Genomic DNA, 23,404 nt, shown 5'->3' on the forward strand with positions numbered 1-23,404 from the left:
GAGCTTCTCGCTGGGAACAGGACGGATTGCTTCGCTTCGTTCGCAGTGACATTTGCTAATGCCGGTTGTCCTCGCCGGCCAGCATGCTGATATAACTGTCGTAGCGGGGCAGCGCAATGCGGCCTTGGTCCACGGCGTCGCGCACGGCGCAGCCGGGCTCGTGGGTGTGCTGGCAGTTGTGGTAGCGGCATTGGCCCAGCAGCGCCCGAAACTCAGGAAAATAGCCGGCCAGCTCGGTTGGCGGAATCTCTACCAAGCCCAGCTCTTTGATGCCGGGCGTATCAATAATGAACGTACCGGGGCGCACTACCAGCATTTCGGCGAAGGTGGTGGTGTGCACGCCTTTGTCGGAAAACTCACTGATTTCGGCGGTTTTCAGGTCGAGGTCGGGCACTAAGGCGTTGATGAGCGTGCTTTTGCCCACGCCGGAATGGCCCGCCAGCAGGCTCACCTTGCCGTCGAGCAGGTGGTCAATTTCGGGTACGCCTTCGCCGGTAGTGGCGGCGCAGGTACGGCTGGGATAACCCAGACTGGCGTACATGCCCGCGATTTCGGCTTGGTACTCAAAGCCATCGGCATCGTACAGGTCGGTCTTGTTGAAGAGCAGCGTGACGGGAATGTGGTAGGCCTCGGCCGTGACCAAAAATCGGTCGATAAACCCGAACGAGGTGGCCGGCGATACCAGCGTAACTACCAGCAGTGCCTGGTCGATGTTGGCGGCTACGATGTGGACGTGGCCGGTTTTGTGTACCGAGCGGCGCACGATGTAGTTGCGGCGCGGCGTGATGTGTGAGATTACGGCCGCGCCTTCGCCCTGGGCTTCCACCGTAAAATCAACTATGTCGCCCACGGCCAGTGGGTTACTGGCTTTAAGGCCCTTGATTTTGAATTTGCCGCGCAGCCGGCAGCGGTACAGCTCCCCGGTGGCGAGGCCGCGCACCACGTACCATGAGCCCGTGGATTTTACCACAATGCCGCGTAGCAGCCCCGTGGGGCCAGTTGGGGGAAAGGTTTCGGGAGTCATGAGGGGGTCAGGCCGGGCAGGGCGGCCATAATGGTGCGGGTGGCACCGGCTTGGTCGTGCACGTAGTCGAGAATCGTGTCTTGAAGGCGCAGGCGGGCGTCGTCGTGGTTCCAGAGGTAGGTAAAGGCGGCTTCCAACTCCGCCGCGTTGTGTACCGGAAAAGCGCCTTTCATGGCCACCAGCTCCACCGCTTCCTGAAACTTGGTATACGAGGGACCAAAAAACAGCGGCAGCCCAAAAGCAGCAGCTTCCAGCGTATTGTGCAAGCCTTTGCCAAACGCGCCGCCGATGTATGCATACTCGCCAAAGCGGTACAGCTGGCTCAACAGGCCCACATTATCGAAAAGCAGCACTCGGGCCTGAGCCACCGTGGCGGCATTGGCCTGCGAGTAGCGTTGTACCTGGCCCGGCAGCACGTTTTCGACTAAGCGCAAATTGGTTTCAGTGACCTCGTGCGGGGCTATCAGCACGCGCATTTCGGGGGCGTAGCGCAACAGCAGCGGGCGCAGAATGGGCAGGTCCTCGGGCCAGCTGCTGCCCACTACCAGCACGGGGGCGCCATCGGCCACGAAGGCATCAACCAAAGGCAGGGAGTGCGCGGGGGCCAGGGCCGTGGCCACCACCGTATCGAAACGGGTATCGCCGGCCACGCTTACTCGGGTCAGGCCAGCAGTGCGGAGCAGCGCGGCCGAGGCCTCGTTCTGCGTGAAGATGTGGGCGAAACGCGTGAGAATTTTTCGGAAGAAACGGCCCCAAGGCTTGAAAAAAACCTGCTCAGGCCGGAAAATAGCCGATACCACCACCGCCGGAATCCGGCGCCGGTGCGCCTCATTAAGGAAGTGGTACCAGAACTCGTACTTCACAAACACCACCAGCCGAGGCTGCACGGCATCCAGAAAAGCCCGGGCGTTGGCGCGCGTATCCAAGGGGAGGTAGAAAATATAGTCGGCTCCCGGCCAGTCCTTGCGGATTTCGTAGCCCGAAGGCGAGAAGAACGTGAGCACCAATTTAGTGCCCGGATGGGCTTGCCGGTAGGCTTCCAGCAGTGGTCGGCCCTGTTCAAACTCACCCAGCGAGGCGCAATGGAACCAGACTCGGGGGGCCGGGTCGTGCCCGATGGTGTGCCGAATGTGGGCCAAAAGCCCACGGCGGCCCGCCACCCAGGCCGCTGCCTTGGGCACGAACGGCGCCAACAGCCGGAGCAGCAGGCCGTAGAGGCCCAAAACGATGTCGTAGAAGAAAAGCAAGCCCCAAAATTACGCAATCCGCGCCCAGTCGATGATTACGGCCGCGCCTAAAGGTTTTTGTCGGCTTCCCAATCAACGGGGCAAGCCTCGCCGTTTTGCTCATAGTATTGCAGCGCGTCAATCATGCGGATGGCCTCGTTGAGGCTGCGGCCCAGTGGCCGGTCGTTCACCAGCTGGTGGCGCACAATGCCGTCTTTATCAATGAGAAATAAGCCCCGATAGGCCATCGGCGAGCCCACGTAGGTCATTTCACCCTGTTCGGTGTAGTCATAATGCCCACCGAGCACGTCGTAGTTGGCCGAAATGGTTTTGGTGGTGTCGGCCACCAGCGGGTAAGTCACGCCCGCGATGCCGCCCTGGTCGCGGGGCTGCTCTACCCAGGCCAGGTGGGCGTAGTGCGAGTCCGTTGAGCAGGCCACCACGGCCACGCCCCGGCGCTCAAATTCTTCCAACCGGTCCTGAAAAGCCAGTATCTCGGTAGGGCACACCTTGCTAAAATCGGCGGGGTAAAAATAAAACAGCACGTATTTTTTGCCCAGGTAGCGGTCCAGCGAGAATTCTTCTTCGAATTTGCCGTCAATCACGGCCGTGGCCTTAAAGGAAGGGGCACGCTTGCCCACGAGTACTGACATATTGATTTAATGTGAAATTGTGGCGATGTGAAAATGTGAAGAATTAGCGAGTACGTACCCAGAAACGGAATAGTCGCTTTTCGTCAGTATTCTTAGTCGAAAGCGAATTCCTTTGTGTGCACTTCGTTGCATTTCCACATTAAAAATTATTTGCCCTTGAAATCCGGCTTGCGCTTCTCCACGAAAGCCGCCATGCCCTCTTTCTGGTCTTCGGAAGCGAAGGTGAGGTAGAAGTTTTTGCGCTCGAAGTGCAGGCCTTCATCCAGCGGTGTTTCGAAGGCTCGGTTGATGGACTCCTTGGCCAGCCGGGCCGCTACCGGGCTCATGGCCGCGATGCTGGCGGCCAGGCGGTAGGCCTCCTCCAGGTACTGGCCCACGGGTGCCACGCGGTTTACCAGGCCCACGCGGTGGGCTTCGTGGGCCGAGATAAACTCGCCGGTGAGCACCATTTCCATGGCCTTGGCCTTGCCCACGGCGCGGGCCAGGCGCTGGGTGCCGCCCGCGCCCGGCATGGTGCCGAGGCGGATTTCGGGCTGCCCAAACTGCGCCGTTTCCGAGGCCACCAGCATGTCGCAGGTCATGGCCAGCTCGCAGCCGCCGCCCAGCGCGAAGCCCGATACCGCCCCAATCAGCGGCTTGCGAAACTTGCGAATCTGCTCGAGAGTAGCAAACCGGTCGTCCAAAAACATGTCCACGGCCGTCTTGCCGGCCATCTCCTTGATGTCGGCCCCGGCCGCGAAGGCCCGTTCATTGCCCGTAATAATGACCACGCGCACCGCTTCATCAGCATCGAGGGCCTGGAGGGCATCGCGGATTTCGCGCACCAACTGTCCATTCAGGGCATTCAGCTCCTTGGGGCGATTGAGTTGAACGAGGGCCACGCCGGGGCGGGCCTGCGGCGTTACGAGGAGGAATTCCACAGGAGTTTTTGATTGAAATTTTAGGAAAACGTCATGCTTCGGCTGCGTTCAGCATGGCCTTTCTTTACGAAAAAGTGCTCCCTTACGCCTGGCACACAAACTGAAACGTGCCCCGGGTGCGCTGCTCCAACAGCAACTTTCGTCCTCCAGTGAGGCGGGCCACGCTGGCCGAGTCGTAGTTTTTGATGGTGAACAGCGTGAGGCCGGTGTTATAGTGCAGCGTGAATTGCTCGCGCAGCAAATCGAGCAACCGGTGCACGCGCCGTTCCGAAAAATCAGTGCACACCGAAAAGCTGATGGCCGAATTCTGCATCACGTTAATCTTGAGCTTGGCCTGGGCCAGCGCCCCAAAAATCACCGCCAGGTTTTCCTCCGAAATAAACGAGAAGTCCTTGCTCGAAAAAGACAGCAGGCACTGGTCGGTTTTGCGGATGAAGGCCGGGGCCAGTGGCGGGTGCTGGCAGTCGTGAATGAGCGTGCCCTCGGCCGCCGGGTCCAGGAAGGACTTCACCCGTAGCGGAATACCGCGGTCGGCCAGCGGCTTCAGCGTTTTGGGATGGATAACCGACGCGCCGTAGTACGCCATTTCAATGGTTTCTCGGTAGCTGATTTCGGGGTAGCGCACCGTGTCCGGGAAGATTTTGGGGTCGGCGTTCAGCAGGCCGGCCACGTCTTTCCAGATGGTCACGCTCTCGGCCCGCAGGCAGTAGGCCAGGATGGCGGCCGTATAGTCGGAGCCCTCGCGGCCGAGGGTGGTATAACGCAAGCTTCCACCGGGTAAGTCTCCTCCGACGGGGGTGCTACTAATGAAGCCTTCAGTCACAAGCACCTGCGCACCAGTAGCCAGCATTCCGTTCACCGCGTTTGTTGCGTTCCATTCCGTTGCTGACCAGTTCACGCGCCCTTCGCGCCACGTTGCGTCAGTCTTAATCATTATCGAAGCTGGAACGTAGCGCACATCTGTAGCTGGCAAAAACTGGGCGAGCGCAGTGCCAGCTAAAAGGGCCGAAAGCCGTTCGCCATAAGCTATTATCTGGTCGTAACCCTGGTCGTAGGTTTCGGGGTTTTTAACAAGCCCCATGTAATGCAGGTCTTCGGCAAAACCTGAAAGAAGCTGTTGCAATCGCTCCTTTAACTGCGAAAGATTTATCGTTGGAATCAGAGCGGCTAACTCCACGCAAGCTTGTTCGTGGTAGGTTTCTAAACGTCCTGCCTGTTGTTCCCAATCTTGGTCGGAATGAGCTAACTCATAAATCTCCTCCAGCGCATTAGTCGTCTTACCCATTGCCGACACTACAACCACCAGCGGCCCCGGCGGCCCGTAGTCCCGCACAATGCGGCAAAGATTAAGAATGGCCGCCGCGTCCTTCACCGATGCGCCGCCGAATTTGTAAACCTGAAGTCCCGTCAGCTCGCTCATAGGTTCCAAAAGTAGGCAGCCCGGCCAGAAAAGCAGGCTTGCCGGCCCGAGAAACCCCCTTGCCAACAACCTCAAACGACTTGCCGGGCCTTCCGAACGACTTGTCGGGCTTTCCGAACGACTTGTTGCCAAGCCGCTGGTTTCTCAGCCTTTTGCAGGTAATTTTGCCTCCCGCTATTCCCACTCAACCCCACTCATGGACCACAATAAACTGGCGCTGCCCGTCGGCACTACTCTTGACCGCTTCATCATGCGCAAGCAGGAGGATTTTCCCTATGCCACGGGAGAATTGTCGCAGCTATTGCGTGATATTGCCTTGGCCGCCAAGATTGTAAACCGCGAAATTAACCGCTCGGGCCTCATCGATATTGCCGGCGCTTATGGCAGCCAGAACGTACAGGGCGAAGACCAGCAGAAGCTCGACGTCATCGCCAACATCCGCTTCATCCGCGCTTTGCGCAATGGCGGCGAGGTGTGCACCATCATTTCGGAAGAAGACGACGAAATGATTCAAACGGGCAACAACCAAGGTAAATACGTGGTGGCCATCGACCCGCTCGACGGCTCGTCGAATATTGACGTGAACGTGAGCATCGGCACCATTTTCAGCATCTACCGTCGCGTATCGCCCACCGGCCGCGAGGGCACCGCCGCCGACTGCCTGCAGCCGGGCACTCACCAAGTAGCCGCCGGCTACATTATCTACGGCTCCAGCACCATGCTGGTCTACACCACCGGAAACGGCGTCAACGGCTTCACCTACGAGCATTCGCTGGGCGAATTCTTCCTATCGCATCCCGATATTCAGACCCCCAAAACCGGTTTTGTTTACTCCGTCAACGAAGGCAGTTCCGATTCCTTCTCGCCCGGGGTGACCGAGTTCCTGAAGCAGTGCAAAACCAGTGACTTTTCGGCCCGCTACATCGGCTCGCTCGTGGCCGACTTTCACCGCAACCTGCTCAAGGGCGGCATCTACATTTACCCCGCCACCGTCAAAAACCCCGCTGGCAAGCTACGCCTCATGTACGAGTGCAACCCCCTGGCCTTCATCGTGGAGCAGGCCGGCGGCAAAAGCAGCAACGGCAGCCAGCGCACCATGGAAATTGAGCCCAAAGTCCCACACGAGCGCTGCCCGGTCTTCATCGGCAGTAAAGTGCTGGTTGAGCAGGCCGAAGCCTGCCTGGCCCGCGAAGCCAAAGCCGTAGTAGCTAAGTAAGCAGCACCAAGCAACTTCCCCTCAACACAAAGGCCGCTCCTGATTCAGGAGCGGCCTTTGTGTTGAGGGGAAGTTGCTGAAAACTACTCAGCTTTCTTGCGGCTTTTTTTGGATGGGGCCGCGGCCTCAGGGTTGCCGTCAGCATCGGGGGCTTCGTCGGTTGTGCCGATTACGCCACCCGTGCTCAAGGGCTCATCGGCGGTGGGCTCGTCGGCTTTGGCTTTGCGCTTGGCTTTGGGGGCCGTTTCGGTAGCGGTTTCGGTGGTAGTTTCAGCGGCAGATTCGGTGGGCGCAGCGGCTTCCTGGTAGGGGCGGTGCTTGCTCACGATGCCGTACCAGCTGGCCAGTTTCTTGATGTCGGACAGGTACACCCGGTCGCGGTCGTAATCGGGAATAATGCTGGCCATGAAATCGGTCAGCTCGCCTTCGCTCGACTTCGCCGTCACGGGCGACGCCGTGCCGTGTTTCTGGTAAATGCGCTCGAATACGTCCGTGAGGAGCACCGTCTGGTCGGGGTCCTGGGTATAAATGGAGATTTCCGATAGCAGCGACACTTTGTTCCGGGCCGGAGCCAGGGTGCGGGTGGCTTTCTCGTCGAGGCTTTCTACCAGCACGCCGTGGCGGGCGGCGCGCACCAGGCGGTACAGGCCGGGCATACCGCTAATGGCGGCCAACTCTTGCAATTCGTAAGGCATTCTTATGGGAATTATGAGTTTTAAATTATGAATTATGAATTGAGCTGAAGAGGCAAAATTGACAAACGCCCCAACTCAAAACGCATAATTCACAACTCAAAATTAAGACTTATTGTCCTTCCGTCGCGTTCGAGCCGGTCATGCCCAGCTTGAAGGTGATGGGCAGGCTGGTTAGAATCGGATATTCGGGCTTTTTGAATTTCAGCAGGCGCACCACGCGCAGGGCTTCTTCGCCGGTGCCGCCGCCTACTTGCTTCACCAGCTTGATGCCCGACATGGTGGCGTCGGGGTTCAGCGTGAAGCTCACGATGCACTGGCCCTGAATGCGGTTGCGCTTGGCCATCAGCGGGTATTTCAGCTCCTTGGCAATAGCGGTATACATGGCTTCCTGGCCACCTTCGTAATAGGCAGCCACCGGAATGACTTTGCCCGCCGAAGTGATGCCGGTGCCTTGTTCGGTCTGGGTTTTAGGGGCGGGAGTGGTGTTGGGGGCCGTTTGGGCCAGGGCCGGCGCGGTAGCCGCCAGCATCAGGCCCAGGGCCAGCTTCGCAATGTGGGTTGGGGTGGTCATTATATTGATAACGGTTGGGGGCGGGGAGGAGGAAACGTTAAAATAGCTCAAGTTGGGCCGGGCGGCGGTTGGCAATTTAAGGGCCAATCTACGCATCGGCCATAGCATCGGCCTTCCAGTCCTGGTTCACACCCGTAATGAAGTCCAGTAGCTCGTCGCGCCCCAGCTTGGTTTCGGCCGAGGTCTGGAAATAGCGCGGCAGCTCATCCCAGATTTCCGACATTTTGGCCAGATAAGTCGTGAGTAAGGCCTTGGTTTGGGCCGTCGATTGCTTGTCCGACTTCGTGAACACCATGACGAAGGGAATACCCTCCTCGCCCAGCTTCTCCATAAACTCCAGGTCGGCGGGCTGGGGCGCGTGGCGCGAGTCCAGCAGCACGCATACGCACATCAGGTTAGGACGATTGCGCAGGTAGAAGTTAATCATCTTCGCCCATTCGGCCCGCGAGGTTTTGCTCACCTTGGCGTAGCCGTAACCGGGCAAATCCACCAAGTACCAATTGTCGTTGATTACAAAATGGTTAATTAATTGGGTCTTGCCCGGCGACGACGACGTTTTGGCCAAGCCGTTGCGGCCCGTCAGCATATTAATAAGGGACGACTTGCCCACGTTGGAACGGCCGATAAAAGCGTATTCGGGCAAGGTGGGGGCGGGGCACAGGTCTGCTCGCGAGTTGCTGGTTAAGAAACGGGCATCGTGAATAATCATCGGGTAGCTACGAAATAGCGGATTGGTACGAGCCACAAAATTACATCTTAAAATCAGCGGCCGCCGGATTAATAAAAAAGTGTGATTAGGTGGCTATTTCATTGATGCTTCTATATTTGCGCGTCCTGCTTATTCATGCCGAGGGTCATTATCATTACACCTGCCCGTTACCAAATGGCCGATTTTCCGCCAAAAACCGCATTTCGTAAGCAAAAAACCTATCTTTGCTCGTCATTGGCCTTTCCATGGTAAGGACCCTGAGCGAAGTTTAGCGTTGGCCACTACGGTTACCTTCCTGCGCAAACGGGCATTAAAATCTAACCCTGCGTCTTTTTTTCAGTATAAACCCAAAATACTGCTCGCTGCTTCCGCTTTCAGGCGCCGCTTCAACGTAAATCAACCCCTTCAGAAATTTCTTTTTTTCAAAAATCTCCTCCAATGGACAACTTATCCAGAAGGTTACTGCAAGCGTCGTGCGCTGTTGCCCTCACCGCTGCCATGGCCAACCCGGCCGCCGCGCAAAGCACCCGTAAGGACCTCAAGACCGGTAACAAGTTCTTCGAGCAGGATAATTACCGTGCTGCCCTCCCGTACTATGAGAAGGTGCTCGCCAAAGACCCCAATAACGCCAAAGCGCTGTTCAATGCGGGCATCTCTTACATGTCGTTCGACAAAGAGAAGGCCAGCGACTACATCTATAAGGCACAAAAAATCAAGCCCAAAGTTGATAAGTCGGTTGAATACTGGCTCGGCCGGGTCGACCACCTCAACTACAACTTTGATGAGGCCGTAGCTCACTTCCAGGCTTACAACGCTACGTTGAAGAAAAACGACCAGCGCAAAGAAGAGCTGGCGCAGCTGATTCAACACAGCAAAAATGCCAAGGTGCAATTCAACTCGCCCAAGGACATTTTTGTAAAGAACCTGGGTCCTACCATCAACACGCAGTACTCGGAGCATAGCCCGGTTATCTCATCTGATGACAAGGTGCTCATCTTCACCTCGCGTGGTGAGGCCGTAACCGGCGCTTCCGGCAAGGTTTCGGATAGTAAAAACAAGAGCATTGCCGCCGACGGTGAGTATTACGAAGACATCTTCGAAACCACTCGCATTGACGACGAGAACTGGCAGAAGCCCCGCTCGCTGAGCGGTGTGCTGAACGGCAAAGGCCACGATGCGTCAACGCAACTGTTTGACAACGATACCAAGCTGCTGATGTACCGCAACGACAACAACGGCGACATCTTTGTGTCGGATAAGTCGGGCGGAGACTGGGGCGTTCCGAAACCTTTGGATGGCAACATCAACTCGAAGGCTTATGAAGGAGATGCCTTTATTACGCCTGACGGACTGACTCTGGTTTTTGCCACCGGTAAATACGCCGAGGACGGCACACTTGACCTGTTCCAGTCGACCCGCGTGGTTGGTGGTGATTTCGGTCCGGCCAAGTCGTTGGGTGCCAATATCAACACCAAGTACGACGACGATAGCCCGTTCATGAGCAAAGACGGCAAGACGCTGTATTTCTCGTCGCGCGGTCACAACACCATGGGTGGCTATGACATCTTCAAGTCGGAGTACGACGAAGCTGGCCGCAAGTGGGGCCCCGCGCAGAACATGGGTTACCCCATCAACACGCCGGATGATGACTCGTACTACCGTCTGAGTCCTGATGGCTCATATGCCTACCTGAGCTCGTACCGCATTGGTGGCTACGGTGAGAAGGACATCTACACCATCAATTACATCAAAAACGCCAACATCATTGGCAAGGTGTTCTCGAAGCGCGACAGCACCACCGTTATTCCCGGCATTGAGCTGGTATTCAGCGGTGCCCAGGCCGACAAAACGGCTCTGAGCTTCCGCGATGTCACCAAGCCCGACGGCGCTTACCAAGTAGCTGTACTTTCGGGCCGTACCTACCAGGTAGCCGTGAGCAAGGATGGCAAGAACATTGAAACGCAGGAATTCGCCGTGCCGGTGTCGACCAACGACTCGACCACCATCACCAAGAATTTTTACGTCGATTACATTGACACGACCAGCACTGGCCTCGCGTTCAAGAACATCTACTTCGATACCGATAAGTACAAGCTCCGTCCGGAGTCGATTACGGAGCTGAACAACACCAGCCAGGTACTGATGGCCAACACCGGCATCAACATCTCGATTGAAGGCCATTGCGACTCGCGCAACACCGATGAGTACAACATGGTACTGGGCCAGAACCGTGCTGAGGCGGCTTACAACTACCTCAAGAAGCAGGGCATTGCCGAAACCCGCATGACGACCGTGAGCTACGGCGAGCGTCGTCCGGCTGCGCCGAACGATTCGCCCGAGAACATGCAGCTCAACCGCCGCGACGAATTCAAGGTGGTGCTGAAGGAAGGCGAGACGATGCCAGTAGTGGCACCTGCTGCCCCAATGGCCCCGATGGCTGAGCCTACCGCCGCGCCGCTGAACCCCGGCAAAAGCAAAATGAAGATGGCCGACGGCACCAAGGTGAAAACCAAAGTGGACGAAGATTCGGACAAAGTGAAAGTGAAAACCAAAGGCCCGAGCGGCGATACCAAGACGACCACCAAAAACGGGGAAGTTAAGGGCAAAGCCAAAGACGCCGATGGCGAAAAGACCAAAATCAAAGCCAAGAACGAGTAATCGCTCTGACCTTTGAATAGGGAGGCGGGCCGGGCAGATTGTCCGGCCCGCCTTTTTTTATCCCCTTTGCCCGGCCGGCGCTACGCTTTTGTAGCGCCCGGGCCAACAAACCGGCTCAGTTAGGCGTTGGGGAAGAACAATTTTCTCGCTTCAATTCCGTTCTTTGCGCCCGCTCATGGCCGTAGTACCTTACAAAGACAATTCCGCCGACAAGAAATCGCAGGTTGCCCAGATGTTTAATTCCATCGCGGGCAAGTACGATTTCCTCAACCATTTCCTCAGCGCTGGCACCGATATCTATTGGCGGCGCAAGGCAGTGGATGAGTTGAAAACCCTGCGTCCGGCCCGCATTCTGGACATTGCAACCGGCACCGCCGATTTCGCTATCGAAACCCTGCGGACTGCCGCGCCCGACGCGCACGTGACGGGCGTAGATATTTCGGAGGGTATGCTGGAAGTAGGTCGGCGCAAGCTGGCCGCCAAGGGCCTGGGGCACCGTATTCAACTCGAACTCGGCGACTCGGAAAACCTGCCTTTTGCTGATGGGGAATTCGATGCCGTGACTGCTTCTTTTGGAGTGCGCAACTTCGCGCACCTGGAGGCGGGCCTGTCCGAGATGCGCCGGGTGCTGCGGCCGGGGGGCAAACTGGTGATTTTGGAATTCAGCAAACCAACTGCTTTTCCGCTCAAACAAGCATATAATTTTTATTTCCGTCAGGTGCTACCCGTTTTTGGTAAGCTTATTTCCAAAGATAATTCGGCTTATACCTATTTGCCTGCTTCGGTGGAGGCATTTCCCGACGGCTCCGATTTCCTGGCCATTCTGGCCAAAGTCGGCTTCAAAGAACCTGCATGGCAACCCCTCACATTCGGTATCAGTTCGATATACACGGCGCACAACTAAAGCGCTTAGCGCTACTGGGCCTGTTGGTGCTGGTAGCCCCAACCGTGGCGCTGGCCCAGCGCAAGACCAACTCCCGCATTACCCGCAATAGTAAGGGCGTAGTGAAATCGGTGACGGTAAAAAACCTGCCGGCCTACGACGAGCGGTGGTTTCATCCGGGTATGTACGTGGGCTTTACGGGCTCGAAGTTCACTATTGAACAGTCGAAAACGTACGTCAACAACCGAAATGTCACGGCCAACTCAGTAATCAGCCCTAGTCTGACGGTGGGCTTTATTGGCGATGCCCGCTTAGGCGGACCAGGCACACCATTCGTCCTGCGGTTCGCACCCGGCGTGAGCTTCCTCACTCGCCGGGTGGAGTTCCGCCCACGGGGCTATCCCAATCCGGATTCCATCGTGACGCAGGAGATTACGTCGACGGTCGTCAATTTTCCATTGTTGGTGAAGTACCAGTCGGACCGACGCCGCAATACACGGGCTTACATGATTGCCGGCCTGAACCCCAGCCTGACGGCCAGTAATCGCCGCAGCGACCCGCTCCGCAATCAACTACAATCGTTGAATAGTGACCTAACCTTGGAATACGGCGTGGGTCTGGAGCTGTTTTATCCGTTGTTTAAGCTAGCCCCCGAGCTGCGCTTTTCGCACGGCCTGCGTAACCTGCTGGTGCCTCACAACGATGTATTCAGCAATAGCTTGCAAAGCATGAGCACCAATTCGGTGACGCTTTACATCAATATTCAAAACTAAAGCTGGTGCCTGGTAGCTGGTTCTTGGTCTGTTGAGTAACTAATAACCAAGCATCGGACACCAAAAATCAAGCACCAATTATGAAAACTGCATTCGTAACCGGCGCGTCGTCGGGAATTGGCCGGGCTACGGCGGTGGCGCTGGCCAAGGTTGGCTACCAATTGGTGGTGACGGGCCGGCGACGGGAGCGCCTAGATGAACTGGCGGCGGAACTGGCCCCGTTGCCGGTGCACGTGCTCGCATTCGATGTGCGTGACCGGGCGGCGGTTGTTGCGGCGGTGGCATCGCTGCCGGATGCGTTGCGCGCGCCCGATGTACTGGTGAATAATGCCGGGGGAGCCCACGGGCTAAGCCCTATCCAAACCGGCGACCCGGCTGATTGGGACCAGATGCTGGACGCCAACGTGCGCGGCCTCCTGAACGTGACCCATGCCCTGCTGCCGGGCATGACAGCCCGCCAAACGGGCTTCATCCTGAACATTGGCTCGATAGCCGGACAGGAAGCCTATGCCAATGGTAATGTGTACTGCGCTACCAAAGCCGCAGTGAGCATGCTCACCAAAACTATGCGGCTTGACTTGTTGCCCACGGGGGTGCGCGTGGCCGAAGTAAATCCTGGTGCGGTAGAAACCGAGTTTTCGCAGGTTCGCTTCAAGGGCGATGAAGCGCGGGCAGCCAAGGTGTACGAAGGGTTCGAGCCATTGAAAGCCGAGGATATTGCCGACGTTATCGTGTTTATGGTGACCCGGCCGCCGCACGTAACCATTGCCGAAGTGCTGGTGCTGGCGGGCGCGCAGGGCGCGGCTACCACCATCGCGCGCAAATAAGCTGACGAATAGCTAGGCTGACCGGAAGAATCTGAAGTAATAAGAATGGGCTTGCGAACTTCCTTGGGTGGTTCGCAAGCCCATTCTGCTATTTGTGAGTTGGGGTAGTCAGTTGGGCCAGTTCTTCAAGTACGGTGCGGTTTAGCTCGTGCTTGCCTGGGAAGGTTAATAGCCGGGGCGTGGCACCAAGTAGCTGGAGCTGTTGCCGGACAGTTGCGGCCTGGGATGGAGAGATGTACTCATCCTCGGTGCCGACTACAAGGGTGAGCGGTAGGTGTTGCAGGAGTCGTTGGGCGATATCGGGGGCTAAGTCGTCGGGGAAGCTGCCGGCCCATAGGATGAGCTGTGCAGGCCGAAAAGCCGCCTGGGCCAGCCATCTGCATATCGTGGCGGTACCCTGCGAAAAACCGAGCACCGTGACCTGCACATTGGCCGAACAATTGGCCAGCACTTTTGCGGAAAGCTGGTTGAGGAAATTAATGTGGTCCGCAATTTCGTGGAGGCGGTCGTCCCGCGTCATCCAGCTGGCTCCCACGCGTCCGCCGTTGCCGGTGAGGTAGAAGCGCGACAGGCCCTCGGGGGCAATGATTACGGTGGCGGGGTCTGCTTCGGCCAGAAAAGCAAAATGGCGCACGAAGTAGGCTGCCAGCTGGCCGTAGCCGTGGCACGCGAACCATACCCGCCGCGTACGGGCCGACAGGGTGCCCAATTGCTGGTAGCGGGCCGTGCGCGAAACGGTGAGGTGGTGCTCCATGGCAATGGCTAGCTCAGGACGGGCAAGTCGTCGGCCGAAAAGCTGAACGGCATGAGGGCACTGAGCGTGCTGAAGCGCAGAATAGTGCCGTCGCGACCCGGGAGAAGGAGCGGAATGGGTTGGTTCTGGCGGGTTTCGTACTCCAGCATCACCTGGCGGCAGGCCCCGCAGGGCAGTGCGGGGCCAAAATCGCCGTCGCTGGGGCGGGCGGCCACAGCCATGCCCACAATGGGCGAGTGGCCGGGCTGTGCGGCCGCAAGACCGAATAGGGCGGTGCGCTCGGCGCAAAGACCGGAGGGATAAGCGGCGTTTTCCTGATTAGTGCCCCGAAAGATGGTGCCATCGGCCAGCAGTAGTGCGGCACCCACGTGAAAGCCGGAATAGGGGGCGTAGGCGTGGTTGGTAGCGTCGCGAGCGGCCTGCCAGGTGGTTTGTTCGGCCGGCGTCAGGTCGGTATTGGAGTCCAGCTCTTCGAAGTCAATGAACTGCTGGCGGGAAATTCGGGCCATGCGGAGGGGATAAGGGGGCGGCGAAGGTACTACCCTGTGCCTGATAGGGAATTAAGAATTAAGAATTAAAAATGGGCGGAAGCTTCCTCATTCTTCAGCAAAGCATCGTAGCGTTCTACTTTTGCCGGATGACTTCCCGCCTTTTGCTTCTGGGGGCCGGCCGCTCGGCCTCTTCCCTTATTCAGTACCTACTGCGCCACGCGCCCACCGAAAACTGGTTCCTGACCGTGGCCGACGTAAATCCGGCCCATCTGGTACCGGTGCTGGCCGCGCACAGCGAATACGCCCGCGCCGTGCCCTTCGACCTCGCCGATGAAGCCGGGCTGGAGGCGCTGGTGAGCCAGGCCGATGCCGTGATTTCGATGCTGCCGGCCACGTTGCACCCCGTGGTGGCCCGTGCCTGTGTCCGCCACGGCCGCCACCTGGCCACGGCCAGCTACGTGAGCCCGGAGATTCGGGCGCTGCATGACGACGCGGTGGCGGCAGGCGTGACCTTGCTCATGGAGTGCGGCCTCGACCCTGGCCTGGACCATATGTCGGCCATGCGGGCCATTGAGCACATCCGGACGCGGGGCGGCGTCATTACGTCTTTCAAGAGCTACTGCGGGGGCCTGCTGGCCCCGGCGGCGGAAGGGGATAATCCCTGGAAATACAAGTTCACCTGGAACCCGCGCAACGTGGTGCTGGCCGGCCAGAGCACCGCCAAGTTTCTGGAAAACGGTCGCCTGCGCTTCATTCCTTACCAGCAGCTGTTCGCCCGCACCGAAAGCCTGACCGTGCCCGAACACGGCGAGTTCGAAGGCTACGCCAACCGCGACTCGCTGAGCTACCGCGCCCCGTATGGCCTGGATGACGTTCCGACTATTCTGCGCGGCACCTTGCGCCGCCCGGGCTACTGCGCCGCCTGGCACGCGCTGGTGCGCCTGGGCCTCACCGATGATTCGGTGAACCTCGACAACCCCGAAACCATGACCTGGGCCGAATTGGTAGCGGCTTACCTGCCCGCCACGCAAGTGCCGCACCTCGATTTGTCACAGCGGGTTGCCACTTACCTGGGCCTGAATCCTGCCGGCGAGGAAATAGGTCGTCTGAGCTGGCTGGGCCTGTTCTCAGACCGGCTAGTGGGCCACGCCCACGCCACGCCCGCCCAGCTGCTAGAGCGCCTGCTGAGCGAAAAGTGGCAGCTGCAGCCTCATGACCACGACCTGATTGTGATGCAGCACCAGTTTGAGTTTGAGCTGAATGGGGCGACCCACCGACTCACGTCGTCGCTGGCCGTGGTCGGGGATGATGCCACTCACACCGGCATGGCCAAAACGGTGGGCCTACCGCTGGGCATGGCCGTGCGCCGCCTCTTGCGCGGCGAAGTGGCCCAGCGCGGCGTACTTATTCCGGTTGGGGCTGATTTGTATGAGCCAATTCTGGAGGAGCTGGCGGCGGACTATGGCATCCGGTTCAGTGAGGAGGAGCATTAGTCGGTCGCTTTTTAGCAATACTTAACTGCATTTGGACGTTGGGCCCGCGCTATGATGCCACTTCGGGCCTACCTGCACCTGCGCTACCTGCTGACGGGGCGCCTGCTCCGCGAAATCGGCTGGCTACGGCTGGCATTCCTGGTGCCGATGCTGGTGGCCGTTGTTGGCCGGGCGTTGGTGCTGGCCGCTACTCACCCGCGCTGGCAGTGGGCCGCACCGGGCTTTGTGGCATTGACGCTGGCCTCAGCTCACCGGCAGCGGGCCGATATCCGATTTCTGGCCACCAGTGCACCGGCCTACCGGCGCTGGCTGGCGGCCGAGTACTTTTTGTGGGCGCTGCCGGTGGCCGTTGCGCTGGTAGGCTTTGGCGATTGGGGCGCGGCGTTCCTGACCTTGACGCTGGCTCCGGCCGTGGCGGCGCTGCCCCCGGCCCGCGAAAGCCGCAGCACTCGCCAGCGTGCCCGCAGCCTGTTTCGCAGCGAGGCATTTGAATGGGTGAGTGGTATGCGCACAGGCGGCCTGTGGGCATGGCCGCTGCTGCTGGCCGGGGCGTGGTGGCAGCGGGGTGGTCCGCTGGCCTCGGTGCTGGCGCTAGCGGGCTGGTTATTAATGGTGCTGCCTTGCTACGGCACTTCCGAGTCCGTGACCATGCTGGTGCTGGCGGCCCGCACGCCCCGGCAGTTTCTGCGGCGGCGGTTGGCGCTGGGGTTGGGCTACGGGTTGCTCACGGCCGCGCCGCTGCTGTGGTTGCTGGGCAGCGGGCCGGCGGGGCCGGGGCCGGGGGCGGCAGTGGCCGTGGGGCTGGCTTGGCTGATGCTTTTAGGCCTGCTCATCCTGGTCAAATACGCATTTTATCCCAATAGCACGCACATTCGCATTACGCAGGCGCTGGTGGTTGCCGTGGCCCTTACGATGGTGGGCCACCCGGTGTATCCGGTGCTGCTGCTGGTGGCGGTGGGCGGCGTCATCTGGCAAAGCCAGCGGCGGCTGCGCCGCGTGCTGGGCCAGTAGTTTACTTTTTAATCAATGCTTGAAATTCGCAACCTGCGCAAAGCCTATGGCAGCCACATCGTGCTGCACGACGCTAGCCTGACCCTGCGGCCCGGCACCATCCACGGGCTGGTGGGGGCCAACGGCGCGGGCAAAACCACGCTTATCAACTGCCTTTACGGACTGGAAAGCGACTTTAGCGGTACAATACGCGATACTGCCGGCTCGGCGGTGCGCGAGCGTACCGGCCTGTTGCCCTACGAGCCGTATTTCTACCCGCGCCTCACCGGGCGCGAGTACCTGGAGTTTTGCCTGCAGGCCCGTGGCCGGCCCGTGGTGGACTTCACCGGCTGGAACCAGCTGCTGGAACTGCCGCTTGACCAGTTTGCCGACGAATACTCGGCCGGCATGCGCAAGAAGCTGGCCCTGCTGGCGCTCCTCGTTCAGCAGTTCAACTACCTGATTCTGGATGAGCCCTTCAACGGCCTTGACCTCGAAGCCAACCTGCTACTCAAGGAAATCCTGAAGCGCCTGCGCGACCGGGGCACGGGCATTCTGCTGACATCGCACATCCTCGGGGCGCTCACCGAAACATCCGATGAAATCTCGGTGCTGGTGGGCGGGCGCGTGCAGCGCCACTACACAGCGGCCGAATTCGGTACGCTTGAAAACGACCTGCTCGATAGCCTGCACCGCGAGAAGCTGGGCTTGCTGAAGAAACTGCTGTAGCGCGGGCTTTTAGTCTGCAACCAGCAAGGGTGTCCACGGACTAAAAGTCCGCGTTACAGCGCCAGGTAGAACCCCGCCAACAAGGTGCGAAACTCCACCGAATACTGCGTGTCGTCGTCAGCGGACCGAATAGCCAGCTCCGTTTCCCGAACAGCGCCCGTGGCGCGTCGAAACCCGGTGATGTGCCGCAGCGGCCGGCTGCCGGGCCGGTGCCGCACCATCAACCGGGTGGCCGGATACAGCCCGTCTGCGGCTGCGACTTGCTCAAAGGCCTGCATTTCGGGCGGCGGCAGCAACACGGTGAGCAAGCCCGCAGGCTGCAGAAATTCCTGAGCGAAATTCGCTAATGCGCCAAAGGAAAGGGTGTCGTCGGCCGTGTGCCGGGCGGTGCTCCGCGCCGCATCGGGTGAGCGTAGCGACCGCCGAAAAAATGGGGGATTGCAGACAATGTGACTAAACGGACCGGGCTGAGTGGCCGCATATTCTGCCAAGCCTTGCGGCCGCACCTGGATGCGACTGTTCCACGGGCTCCCCGCCACGTTGGCCGCGGCCTGCGCCGCTGCCGTTTCCGCTATTTCCACCGCTACTATCTCCACGCTGGCGTGGCGCTGGGCGGCCATGAGAGCCAGCAGGCCGGTGCCGGTGCCGATATCCAGCAAACGGGTGGCCGCGTTCAAGTCGACGGCCGCGCCCAGCAGGCAGGCGTCGGTGCTCACCTTCATGGCGCACTGGCTTTGCTCGATGCGGAATTGCTGGAACTGGAAGTAGTCGTTGGACATGAACGGACCTACAGCAGCGACGTTTTGGCCAGTGCCTCGTAGCCTTCGTCCACCAGCAGGCCACCCTTGCCTAGGGCGCTTTGCACGGCCAGCACGTCGCAGCGCTCATTCTCGGCGTGGCCGGCGTGGCCTTTTATCCAGTGGAAACTCACTTTGCGCTGGCGGTATATTTTGAGGAAGCGGCGCCACAGGTCCTCGTTGGCTTTCTTGCCGAAATCAGACTTCTTCTCCCAGCCGAAAACCCATTTTTTCTCCACGGCATCGACCACGTACTTGGAGTCGGAAACGACGCGGATGGACAGGTCGGGGCGCGTCACGGCTTCGAGGCCGACTATCACGGCCAGCAGCTCCATGCGGTTATTAGTGGTGTGGCGGAAGCCCTGGGTCAGCTCCTTTTCGTGGGGGCCGTAGCGCAGGATAGCGCCGTAGCCGCCGGGGCCGGGGTTGCCGCGGGCCGAGCCGTCGGTGAACAGGTGTATCATCTAAAAATTGGCTTTGAATAACTTGATGGCGATGGCCAGCAGAATCACGCCGAACACGCGGCGCAGCACGTCCTCGCCGGCTTTGCCCAGCTTGCGCTCAATCCAAGGGCTGGTTTTGAGCACGCCGTACACGAATACCAGGTTGAGCAGGATGCCCACCAGAATATTGGGCAGCGTGTAGGCGGCTCGGAGCGAGAGCAGCGTGGTCATGGTGCCGGCCCCGGTGATGAGCGGAAACGCCAGCGGCACAATGGAGCCCGTGCTGGCCGTGAGGTCAGAATGAAAAAGCTGGATGCCGAGTATCATTTCCAGCCCGATGAGGAAGATGATGACCGCGCCCGCCAGCGCGAAGCTCTCGTTGTCGACACCGAACAAATGCAGAATGCTCTGGCCCAGGAACAAAAAGGTCACCATCAGGCAGCCCGCCACGATGGTGGCCAGTTCGGCCTTAATCTGTCCTTCGCGCTGCCGAATCTGAATGATAATCGGGATGGAGCCGATGATGTCAATCACGGCAAAAAGCGTGAGCGTGACCGAAAAGATTTGTTGGAGGTTGAGCATTGAGGGATTTTGGTTTTAGCAGGCCGTCATGCTGAGCTTGTCGAAGCATCTCTACTGCGCAACTAATTCACGCTGTTGCAACGAAGCGGTAGAGATGCTTCGACAAGCTCAGCATGACCGTTCTCTTATTCCGATACCAAAACTGAATTACCCCGGAAACTCTTTGGCGAAAAACTGCACCAGCGCCTCGAAAGCGGCATCGGGCACGGCGGGGAAGTTGGCGATACGAACGGTGGTGTTCTTAAGCGGGCCATAGCCGCTGCCCAGGTGCAGGCCGGCTGCGCGGGCTTTCAGCTTGATTTCTTCGATGAGCGCGGGCTCGCCCTGGAGGCCGATGACGGTTGTGGAGCGGGTTTCGGGGTTCGTGACGAAGGGGCGAAGCGGAGTGGCCTGGTCGAAGAAATCGTAGAGTTTCTGAGCACGGTCCACCAAGTGCTGCTGCACGGTTTTGATAGGCTCGCGGTCGGCCAGCACGCGGCTCAGCAGGTAGATGCCGAGGACGTTGGGCGTGAAGTTGGTTTGGAAGTTCAGCATCTGGGCCAGCATGGCGGGCAGGCTGTTGTAGTAGGTGCGGTCGTTCAGGGTTTTGGCCTGGGCCACGGCGCGGGGCGAGAGCAGCATCACGCCCAGCCCGGCGGGCAGCCCAAAGCACTTTTGCACCGAGCCAAACCAGATGTCGGCCTTGATGTACTTCAGGTTCAGGCCGCCCAGCGAGCTAGTGGCATCCACGGCCAGCAAGGCCCCCCCCAGGCGGTTGTAGAGGTTCAGGATGAAGCCTTCGCGCAGCTGGGTGGCGGTGCTGGTTTCGTTTTGGGTAATGCAGACGAGGTCGGTATCGTTGGGCGCGAAGGGCAGGGCCGTCACGTCGGGCACCTCATCGAGCCCGAAGGAGAGCCCGGTGCTGGCTGGCCGAATGGCCCGGGCATACTTCAGCCACTTCTCGCCAAAGTCGCCGTTGTAGAGGTGAAATGAGCGGCGCGGGGTGAGGCTCTGGGCCAGAATCTCCCAGCATTCGGTGGCCGAGCTGGCGAACAGAACGGTGTAGTCCTGCGGCACGTTGAGCTTGGTTTTGAGGTCCGTCACCGTCTGGCGCACCAGGCTGGTGACCTTTTCGGAACGGTGCGGGGCCGAGAGCCAACCCTCGTCAAAAGCATCGGTGAGGTACTGCCGAACGGCGGGATATACGGCCGAAGGCCCGGGATTGAAGGTATACATGGGAAGAAGGAGCAAGAGGAGAGGGCACCGCCACCGTAAAGGTAACGGCTACGCCAAGCGTCGGAAGCAGCATTTAGCGGCCCGCGTATTGATTTTCCAACGCCGAGAAGGGCCGTTTCATTGCGGCAAATAGTTCTCCCGGCCGGCCAATGGCACCTCACGCAAACCCAATGCGTCTTCCCGGGCCTTCGCCGTGCATTCCTGCCGGTAGGAATGAACGGCGAAGGCTCGGGAAGACGCGTTGGAAAATTTTCAGACCCGAAAGCCGACGCGCTTGGGTTGCTGATTGACGAACCACTGCACGGCCAGCCGATAGCTTTCCAGGCCGAATCCGCTGATGCAGCCCGCGCAGTGGCGGCCCAGCAGGCTCTTCTGGCGGAAGTCTTCGCGGGCGGCCAGGTTGCTCAGGTGCACCTCTACCACGGGCGTGGCAATGGCGGCCACGGCATCGGCCAGGGCCACGCTGGTGTGGGTGTAGCCCCCGGCGTTGAGCACGATGCCGTGGTGGGAGAAGCCGATTTCGTGCAGCTTGTCAAGAAGCGCGCCCTCGTGGTTGGACTGAAAGTGCGCCAGCTTGAGCTTGGGAAAGGCTTCTTCGAGCTCCGGAAAAAAGTCCTCGAACGAGCGGTTGCCGTAGATGCCGGGCTCGCGGCGGCCGAGCAGGTTGAGGTTGGGGCCGTTGATGATGAGGATATCCATGTTGGGAGGAGCATTGAAAAGCCCAAAGAACGTCATGCTGAGCTTGCCGAAGCATCCCTGCGGCCGCAACTAATCCAAGCGCTGCAACGAAGCAGGCGAGGTGCTTCGGCAAGCTCAGTATGACGTTCTTTGGGTCTCATTCCATTAAGACCCATGACCTGGCCCGTTGCCATCAAACAATTTCAGGGCTACCTCCGGCTCGAAAAGTCGCTCTCGCCCAATTCGGTGGAGGCTTACGTGCGCGATACCACCAAGCTCCAGCAGTTTTTGGTGTTGCAGCAGCTGCACATGGGACCACTGCAAGTAACTACGGTGGTGCTGCGCGAATTCCTGGCTACGCTGCAAGGGCTGGGCCTGAGCGCCACCTCGCAGGCCCGCACGCTCTCGGGCCTCAAGGCGTTTTTCAACTTCCTCATCATGGAAGACCTGCTGAAGCTGGACCCCACCGACACGCTGGAAGCGCCCAAAACCGGCCGCCACCTCCCCGATACCCTCAGCTACCCCGAAATTGAGCAGCTCCTGGCCATTATCGACCTGAGCACCGACGAAGGCCTGCGCGCCCGCGCCCTACTTGAAGTCATGTACTCTTCGGGCCTGCGCGTGAGTGAGCTGTGCGACCTGCGCCTGTCCAATATGTACGCCGAGCAGGGATTTGTGAAAGTGGTGGGCAAGGGCAATAAGGAGCGGCTGGTGCCCATCGGCCGCGAAGCCCTCAAGCACCTCAACTTTTACCTGAGCGGTGTGCGAGGGCACCTCGATATTAAGCCCGGCAGTGAAGACTTCGCGTTTCTGAGTCAGCGCGGCCGGCCGCTTTCGCGCATCACCGTGTTCACCACGCTCAAAAAACTGGCCGAGCAGGCGGGGCTGCGCAAAACCATCAGCCCGCACACGCTGCGGCATTCCTTCGCTACGCACCTCATCGAGGGCGGGGCCGACCTACGCGCTGTGCAGGAAATGCTGGGCCACGCCAGCATTACGACCACCGAAATCTACACGCACCTCGACCGGGACTACCTGCGCCAGGTCATCACCGAGTTTCACCCGCGCAGTTAGGGGGCAGCTTCTTCAGGTGGCCGGCTGCTGGCTGCTGGCAGTCGTGCAGCCAGCGCTGGGCCTCGGCTACGGTGCTAAAAATTTGCAGGTCGAACCGGTCCGCAAAGGGGTTGTGGGCGCTGCCGGCGGCTAATTCGGCGTTGGCGTCGGGCTGCATTACATGGGCTACGCAGCGCAGGCCCAGCCGCTCGGCTTGCGGGGCCCACACCCGCTCTAGCCATTCCACCGAGTCGAACCACGGGCCGGTCACTTGGCTGTTGTCGTTCAGTAGAAACGGTATGTGGGTAAGGCGCAGCATCCGGAGGCTTTCCTGTGCGCCCTGCTCGCCGTCCTGTGCCGTCACAAACCCCTTCCACGTCACCAGCAGCCAGCCGTTATCGGTATCAAAATCGGCGGCGCAATAGCCAGTGGCGGAGTCGTGGCAAAAAACATGGCTAGACATAGCGAATGGGCGCGAGCGGAGAGTAGGGGAGGGGCAGCGGTAAATGTAACGGCTTGCGGCGTTGCCGAACAAACTTCCCAGCATTTTCGCCGCCGCTTGGCACCCGGTGAGATTTCGGCCCGGCGCACAAAAAAACCGCCG

General features: G+C 59.4%; 25 protein-coding genes. 9 read left to right on the forward strand and 16 right to left on the reverse strand.

The window, feature by feature from the left end:
- Positions 1–55: 55 nt before the first annotated feature.
- The 5 genes from rsgA to IEW17_RS09715 all read right to left on the reverse strand — a co-directional run bounded on the left by rsgA (position 56) and on the right by IEW17_RS09715 (position 5,243).
- Positions 56–1,024, reverse strand: coding sequence for a ribosome small subunit-dependent GTPase A (gene rsgA / locus IEW17_RS09695; protein WP_188561848.1), 969 nt, complete (start codon positions 1,022–1,024; stop codon positions 56–58).
- A complete protein-coding gene (locus IEW17_RS09700; RefSeq protein ID WP_188561849.1) occupies positions 1,021–2,271 on the reverse strand; it encodes a 3-deoxy-D-manno-octulosonic acid transferase in 1,251 nt (416 codons plus the stop codon). The genes rsgA and IEW17_RS09700 overlap by 4 nt, the downstream gene beginning before the upstream one ends.
- Before the next feature lie 47 nt (positions 2,272–2,318).
- Entirely contained in the window at positions 2,319–2,903 is a 585-nt protein-coding gene (locus tag IEW17_RS09705) for a peroxiredoxin (protein ID WP_188561850.1), read from the reverse strand.
- Positions 2,904–3,049: 146 nt separating this feature from the next.
- Positions 3,050–3,823 (reverse strand): enoyl-CoA hydratase-related protein, encoded by a 774-nt coding sequence (locus IEW17_RS09710; RefSeq protein WP_188561851.1) that lies wholly within the window; start codon positions 3,821–3,823, stop codon positions 3,050–3,052.
- Between the two features lie 82 nt (positions 3,824–3,905).
- On the reverse strand, positions 3,906–5,243 hold the full coding sequence (locus IEW17_RS09715; protein WP_188561852.1) for an aspartate kinase: 1,338 nt from the start codon (positions 5,241–5,243) through the stop codon (positions 3,906–3,908).
- 196 nt (positions 5,244–5,439) lie between these two features.
- Here IEW17_RS09715 and fbp point away from each other — a divergent pair, with 196 nt between their 5' ends.
- A complete protein-coding gene (fbp, locus tag IEW17_RS09720) occupies positions 5,440–6,459 on the forward strand; it encodes a class 1 fructose-bisphosphatase (protein WP_188561853.1) in 1,020 nt (339 codons plus the stop codon).
- Positions 6,460–6,542: 83 nt separating this feature from the next.
- Here fbp and IEW17_RS09725 read toward each other — a convergent pair whose 3' ends face one another.
- The 3 genes from IEW17_RS09725 to yihA all read right to left on the reverse strand — a co-directional run bounded on the left by IEW17_RS09725 (position 6,543) and on the right by yihA (position 8,434).
- Positions 6,543–7,154 carry a DUF5606 family protein gene (locus IEW17_RS09725; RefSeq protein WP_188561854.1) on the reverse strand — a complete coding sequence of 204 codons (612 nt, stop codon included), beginning with the start codon at positions 7,152–7,154 and terminating at the stop codon, positions 6,543–6,545.
- 109 nt (positions 7,155–7,263) lie between these two features.
- The gene (locus tag IEW17_RS09730; RefSeq protein ID WP_229748929.1) at positions 7,264–7,725 is read right to left on the reverse strand and encodes an energy transducer TonB; all 462 of its coding nucleotides are present in this window, start codon (positions 7,723–7,725) and stop codon (positions 7,264–7,266) included.
- 88 nt (positions 7,726–7,813) lie between these two features.
- Entirely contained in the window at positions 7,814–8,434 is a 621-nt protein-coding gene (gene yihA, locus IEW17_RS09735) for a ribosome biogenesis GTP-binding protein YihA/YsxC (protein WP_188561917.1), read from the reverse strand.
- A gap of 438 nt (positions 8,435–8,872) precedes the next feature.
- On the opposite strand from yihA, the gene IEW17_RS09740 reads away from it, so the two are divergent.
- The 4 genes from IEW17_RS09740 (at position 8,873) to IEW17_RS09755 (ending at position 13,575) form a co-directional block, all read left to right on the forward strand.
- On the forward strand, positions 8,873–11,092 hold the full coding sequence (locus IEW17_RS09740) for an OmpA family protein (protein ID WP_229748930.1): 2,220 nt from the start codon (positions 8,873–8,875) through the stop codon (positions 11,090–11,092).
- A 175-nt stretch (positions 11,093–11,267) separates the two neighbouring features.
- Entirely contained in the window at positions 11,268–11,996 is a 729-nt protein-coding gene (gene ubiE / locus IEW17_RS09745) for a bifunctional demethylmenaquinone methyltransferase/2-methoxy-6-polyprenyl-1,4-benzoquinol methylase UbiE (RefSeq protein ID WP_188561855.1), read from the forward strand.
- Complete coding sequence (gene porT, locus IEW17_RS09750) at positions 11,945–12,748, forward strand: type IX secretion/gliding motility protein PorT/SprT (protein WP_188561856.1); 804 nt, start codon at positions 11,945–11,947, stop codon at positions 12,746–12,748. The genes ubiE and porT overlap by 52 nt, the downstream gene beginning before the upstream one ends.
- A 77-nt stretch (positions 12,749–12,825) precedes the next feature.
- The gene (locus tag IEW17_RS09755; RefSeq protein WP_229748937.1) at positions 12,826–13,575 is read left to right on the forward strand and encodes an SDR family NAD(P)-dependent oxidoreductase; all 750 of its coding nucleotides are present in this window, start codon (positions 12,826–12,828) and stop codon (positions 13,573–13,575) included.
- An 88-nt stretch (positions 13,576–13,663) separates the two neighbouring features.
- On the opposite strand, the gene IEW17_RS09760 is transcribed toward IEW17_RS09755, so the two are convergent.
- Both IEW17_RS09760 and cdd read right to left on the reverse strand, forming a co-directional pair.
- Positions 13,664–14,329, reverse strand: coding sequence for an alpha/beta hydrolase (locus tag IEW17_RS09760; RefSeq protein ID WP_188561858.1), 666 nt, complete (start codon positions 14,327–14,329; stop codon positions 13,664–13,666).
- A gap of 8 nt (positions 14,330–14,337) precedes the next feature.
- Positions 14,338–14,838 carry a cytidine deaminase gene (gene cdd, locus IEW17_RS09765; RefSeq protein WP_188561859.1) on the reverse strand — a complete coding sequence of 167 codons (501 nt, stop codon included), beginning with the start codon at positions 14,836–14,838 and terminating at the stop codon, positions 14,338–14,340.
- Positions 14,839–14,966: 128 nt separating this feature from the next.
- On the opposite strand from cdd, the gene IEW17_RS09770 reads away from it, so the two are divergent.
- From IEW17_RS09770 to IEW17_RS09780, 3 genes are read left to right on the forward strand one after another with little or no spacing between them, the layout of a single operon-like run.
- Complete coding sequence (locus IEW17_RS09770) at positions 14,967–16,313, forward strand: saccharopine dehydrogenase family protein (protein ID WP_188561860.1); 1,347 nt, start codon at positions 14,967–14,969, stop codon at positions 16,311–16,313.
- A 51-nt stretch (positions 16,314–16,364) separates the two neighbouring features.
- The gene (locus tag IEW17_RS09775; protein ID WP_188561861.1) at positions 16,365–17,324 is read left to right on the forward strand and encodes a hypothetical protein; all 960 of its coding nucleotides are present in this window, start codon (positions 16,365–16,367) and stop codon (positions 17,322–17,324) included.
- A 15-nt stretch (positions 17,325–17,339) separates the two neighbouring features.
- Entirely contained in the window at positions 17,340–18,032 is a 693-nt protein-coding gene (locus IEW17_RS09780) for an ATP-binding cassette domain-containing protein (protein WP_188561862.1), read from the forward strand.
- Between the two features lie 53 nt (positions 18,033–18,085).
- Here the strand turns inward: IEW17_RS09780 and IEW17_RS09785 are convergent, their stop codons facing one another.
- From IEW17_RS09785 to aroQ, 5 genes are all read right to left on the reverse strand, one after another.
- Positions 18,086–18,811 carry a tRNA1(Val) (adenine(37)-N6)-methyltransferase gene (locus tag IEW17_RS09785; protein ID WP_188561863.1) on the reverse strand — a complete coding sequence of 242 codons (726 nt, stop codon included), beginning with the start codon at positions 18,809–18,811 and terminating at the stop codon, positions 18,086–18,088.
- 8 nt (positions 18,812–18,819) lie between these two features.
- The gene (gene rnhA, locus IEW17_RS09790; RefSeq protein WP_188561864.1) at positions 18,820–19,293 is read right to left on the reverse strand and encodes a ribonuclease HI; all 474 of its coding nucleotides are present in this window, start codon (positions 19,291–19,293) and stop codon (positions 18,820–18,822) included.
- Complete coding sequence (locus tag IEW17_RS09795) at positions 19,294–19,854, reverse strand: MarC family protein (RefSeq protein WP_188561865.1); 561 nt, start codon at positions 19,852–19,854, stop codon at positions 19,294–19,296. It lies immediately after the preceding gene.
- A 147-nt stretch (positions 19,855–20,001) separates the two neighbouring features.
- On the reverse strand, positions 20,002–21,069 hold the full coding sequence (locus IEW17_RS09800; protein ID WP_188561866.1) for an aminotransferase class V-fold PLP-dependent enzyme: 1,068 nt from the start codon (positions 21,067–21,069) through the stop codon (positions 20,002–20,004).
- 252 nt (positions 21,070–21,321) lie between these two features.
- Positions 21,322–21,768, reverse strand: coding sequence for a type II 3-dehydroquinate dehydratase (gene aroQ, locus IEW17_RS09805; protein ID WP_188561919.1), 447 nt, complete (start codon positions 21,766–21,768; stop codon positions 21,322–21,324).
- Positions 21,769–21,921: 153 nt separating this feature from the next.
- Here aroQ and xerD point away from each other — a divergent pair, with 153 nt between their 5' ends.
- Positions 21,922–22,821, forward strand: a complete 900-nt coding sequence (gene xerD, locus IEW17_RS09810; protein ID WP_188561867.1) for a site-specific tyrosine recombinase XerD — start codon at positions 21,922–21,924, stop codon at positions 22,819–22,821.
- Here xerD and IEW17_RS09815 read toward each other — a convergent pair.
- The gene (locus IEW17_RS09815) at positions 22,796–23,263 is read right to left on the reverse strand and encodes a hypothetical protein (protein WP_188561868.1); all 468 of its coding nucleotides are present in this window, start codon (positions 23,261–23,263) and stop codon (positions 22,796–22,798) included. The genes xerD and IEW17_RS09815 overlap by 26 nt on opposite strands.
- Positions 23,264–23,404 lie beyond the last annotated feature (141 nt).

It is taken from the genome of Hymenobacter frigidus (assembly GCF_014640435.1).
Classification (GTDB): Bacteria; Bacteroidota; Bacteroidia; order Cytophagales; family Hymenobacteraceae; genus Hymenobacter; species Hymenobacter frigidus.

Coding starts and splice junctions, on each gene's coding strand:
- rsgA (WP_188561848.1), bottom strand. CDS start 1,024: ATGACTCCCGAAACCTTTCCCCCAACTGGCCCCACGGGGCTGCTACGC.
- IEW17_RS09705 (WP_188561850.1), bottom strand. CDS start 2,903: ATGTCAGTACTCGTGGGCAAGCGTGCCCCTTCCTTTAAGGCCACGGCC.
- IEW17_RS09715 (WP_188561852.1), bottom strand. CDS start 5,243: ATGAGCGAGCTGACGGGACTTCAGGTTTACAAATTCGGCGGCGCATCG.
- fbp (WP_188561853.1), top strand. CDS start 5,440: ATGGACCACAATAAACTGGCGCTGCCCGTCGGCACTACTCTTGACCGC.
- IEW17_RS09725 (WP_188561854.1), bottom strand. CDS start 7,154: ATGCCTTACGAATTGCAAGAGTTGGCCGCCATTAGCGGTATGCCCGGC.
- IEW17_RS09730 (WP_229748929.1), bottom strand. CDS start 7,725: ATGACCACCCCAACCCACATTGCGAAGCTGGCCCTGGGCCTGATGCTG.
- yihA (WP_188561917.1), bottom strand. CDS start 8,434: ATGATTATTCACGATGCCCGTTTCTTAACCAGCAACTCGCGAGCAGAC.
- IEW17_RS09740 (WP_229748930.1), top strand. CDS start 8,873: ATGGACAACTTATCCAGAAGGTTACTGCAAGCGTCGTGCGCTGTTGCC.
- ubiE (WP_188561855.1), top strand. CDS start 11,268: ATGGCCGTAGTACCTTACAAAGACAATTCCGCCGACAAGAAATCGCAG.
- porT (WP_188561856.1), top strand. CDS start 11,945: ATGGCAACCCCTCACATTCGGTATCAGTTCGATATACACGGCGCACAA.
- IEW17_RS09760 (WP_188561858.1), bottom strand. CDS start 14,329: ATGGAGCACCACCTCACCGTTTCGCGCACGGCCCGCTACCAGCAATTG.
- cdd (WP_188561859.1), bottom strand. CDS start 14,838: ATGGCCCGAATTTCCCGCCAGCAGTTCATTGACTTCGAAGAGCTGGAC.
- IEW17_RS09770 (WP_188561860.1), top strand. CDS start 14,967: ATGACTTCCCGCCTTTTGCTTCTGGGGGCCGGCCGCTCGGCCTCTTCC.
- IEW17_RS09775 (WP_188561861.1), top strand. CDS start 16,365: ATGATGCCACTTCGGGCCTACCTGCACCTGCGCTACCTGCTGACGGGG.
- IEW17_RS09780 (WP_188561862.1), top strand. CDS start 17,340: ATGCTTGAAATTCGCAACCTGCGCAAAGCCTATGGCAGCCACATCGTG.
- IEW17_RS09785 (WP_188561863.1), bottom strand. CDS start 18,811: ATGTCCAACGACTACTTCCAGTTCCAGCAATTCCGCATCGAGCAAAGC.
- rnhA (WP_188561864.1), bottom strand. CDS start 19,293: ATGATACACCTGTTCACCGACGGCTCGGCCCGCGGCAACCCCGGCCCC.
- IEW17_RS09795 (WP_188561865.1), bottom strand. CDS start 19,854: ATGCTCAACCTCCAACAAATCTTTTCGGTCACGCTCACGCTTTTTGCC.
- IEW17_RS09800 (WP_188561866.1), bottom strand. CDS start 21,069: ATGTATACCTTCAATCCCGGGCCTTCGGCCGTATATCCCGCCGTTCGG.
- aroQ (WP_188561919.1), bottom strand. CDS start 21,768: ATGGATATCCTCATCATCAACGGCCCCAACCTCAACCTGCTCGGCCGC.
- xerD (WP_188561867.1), top strand. CDS start 21,922: ATGACCTGGCCCGTTGCCATCAAACAATTTCAGGGCTACCTCCGGCTC.
- IEW17_RS09815 (WP_188561868.1), bottom strand. CDS start 23,263: ATGTCTAGCCATGTTTTTTGCCACGACTCCGCCACTGGCTATTGCGCC.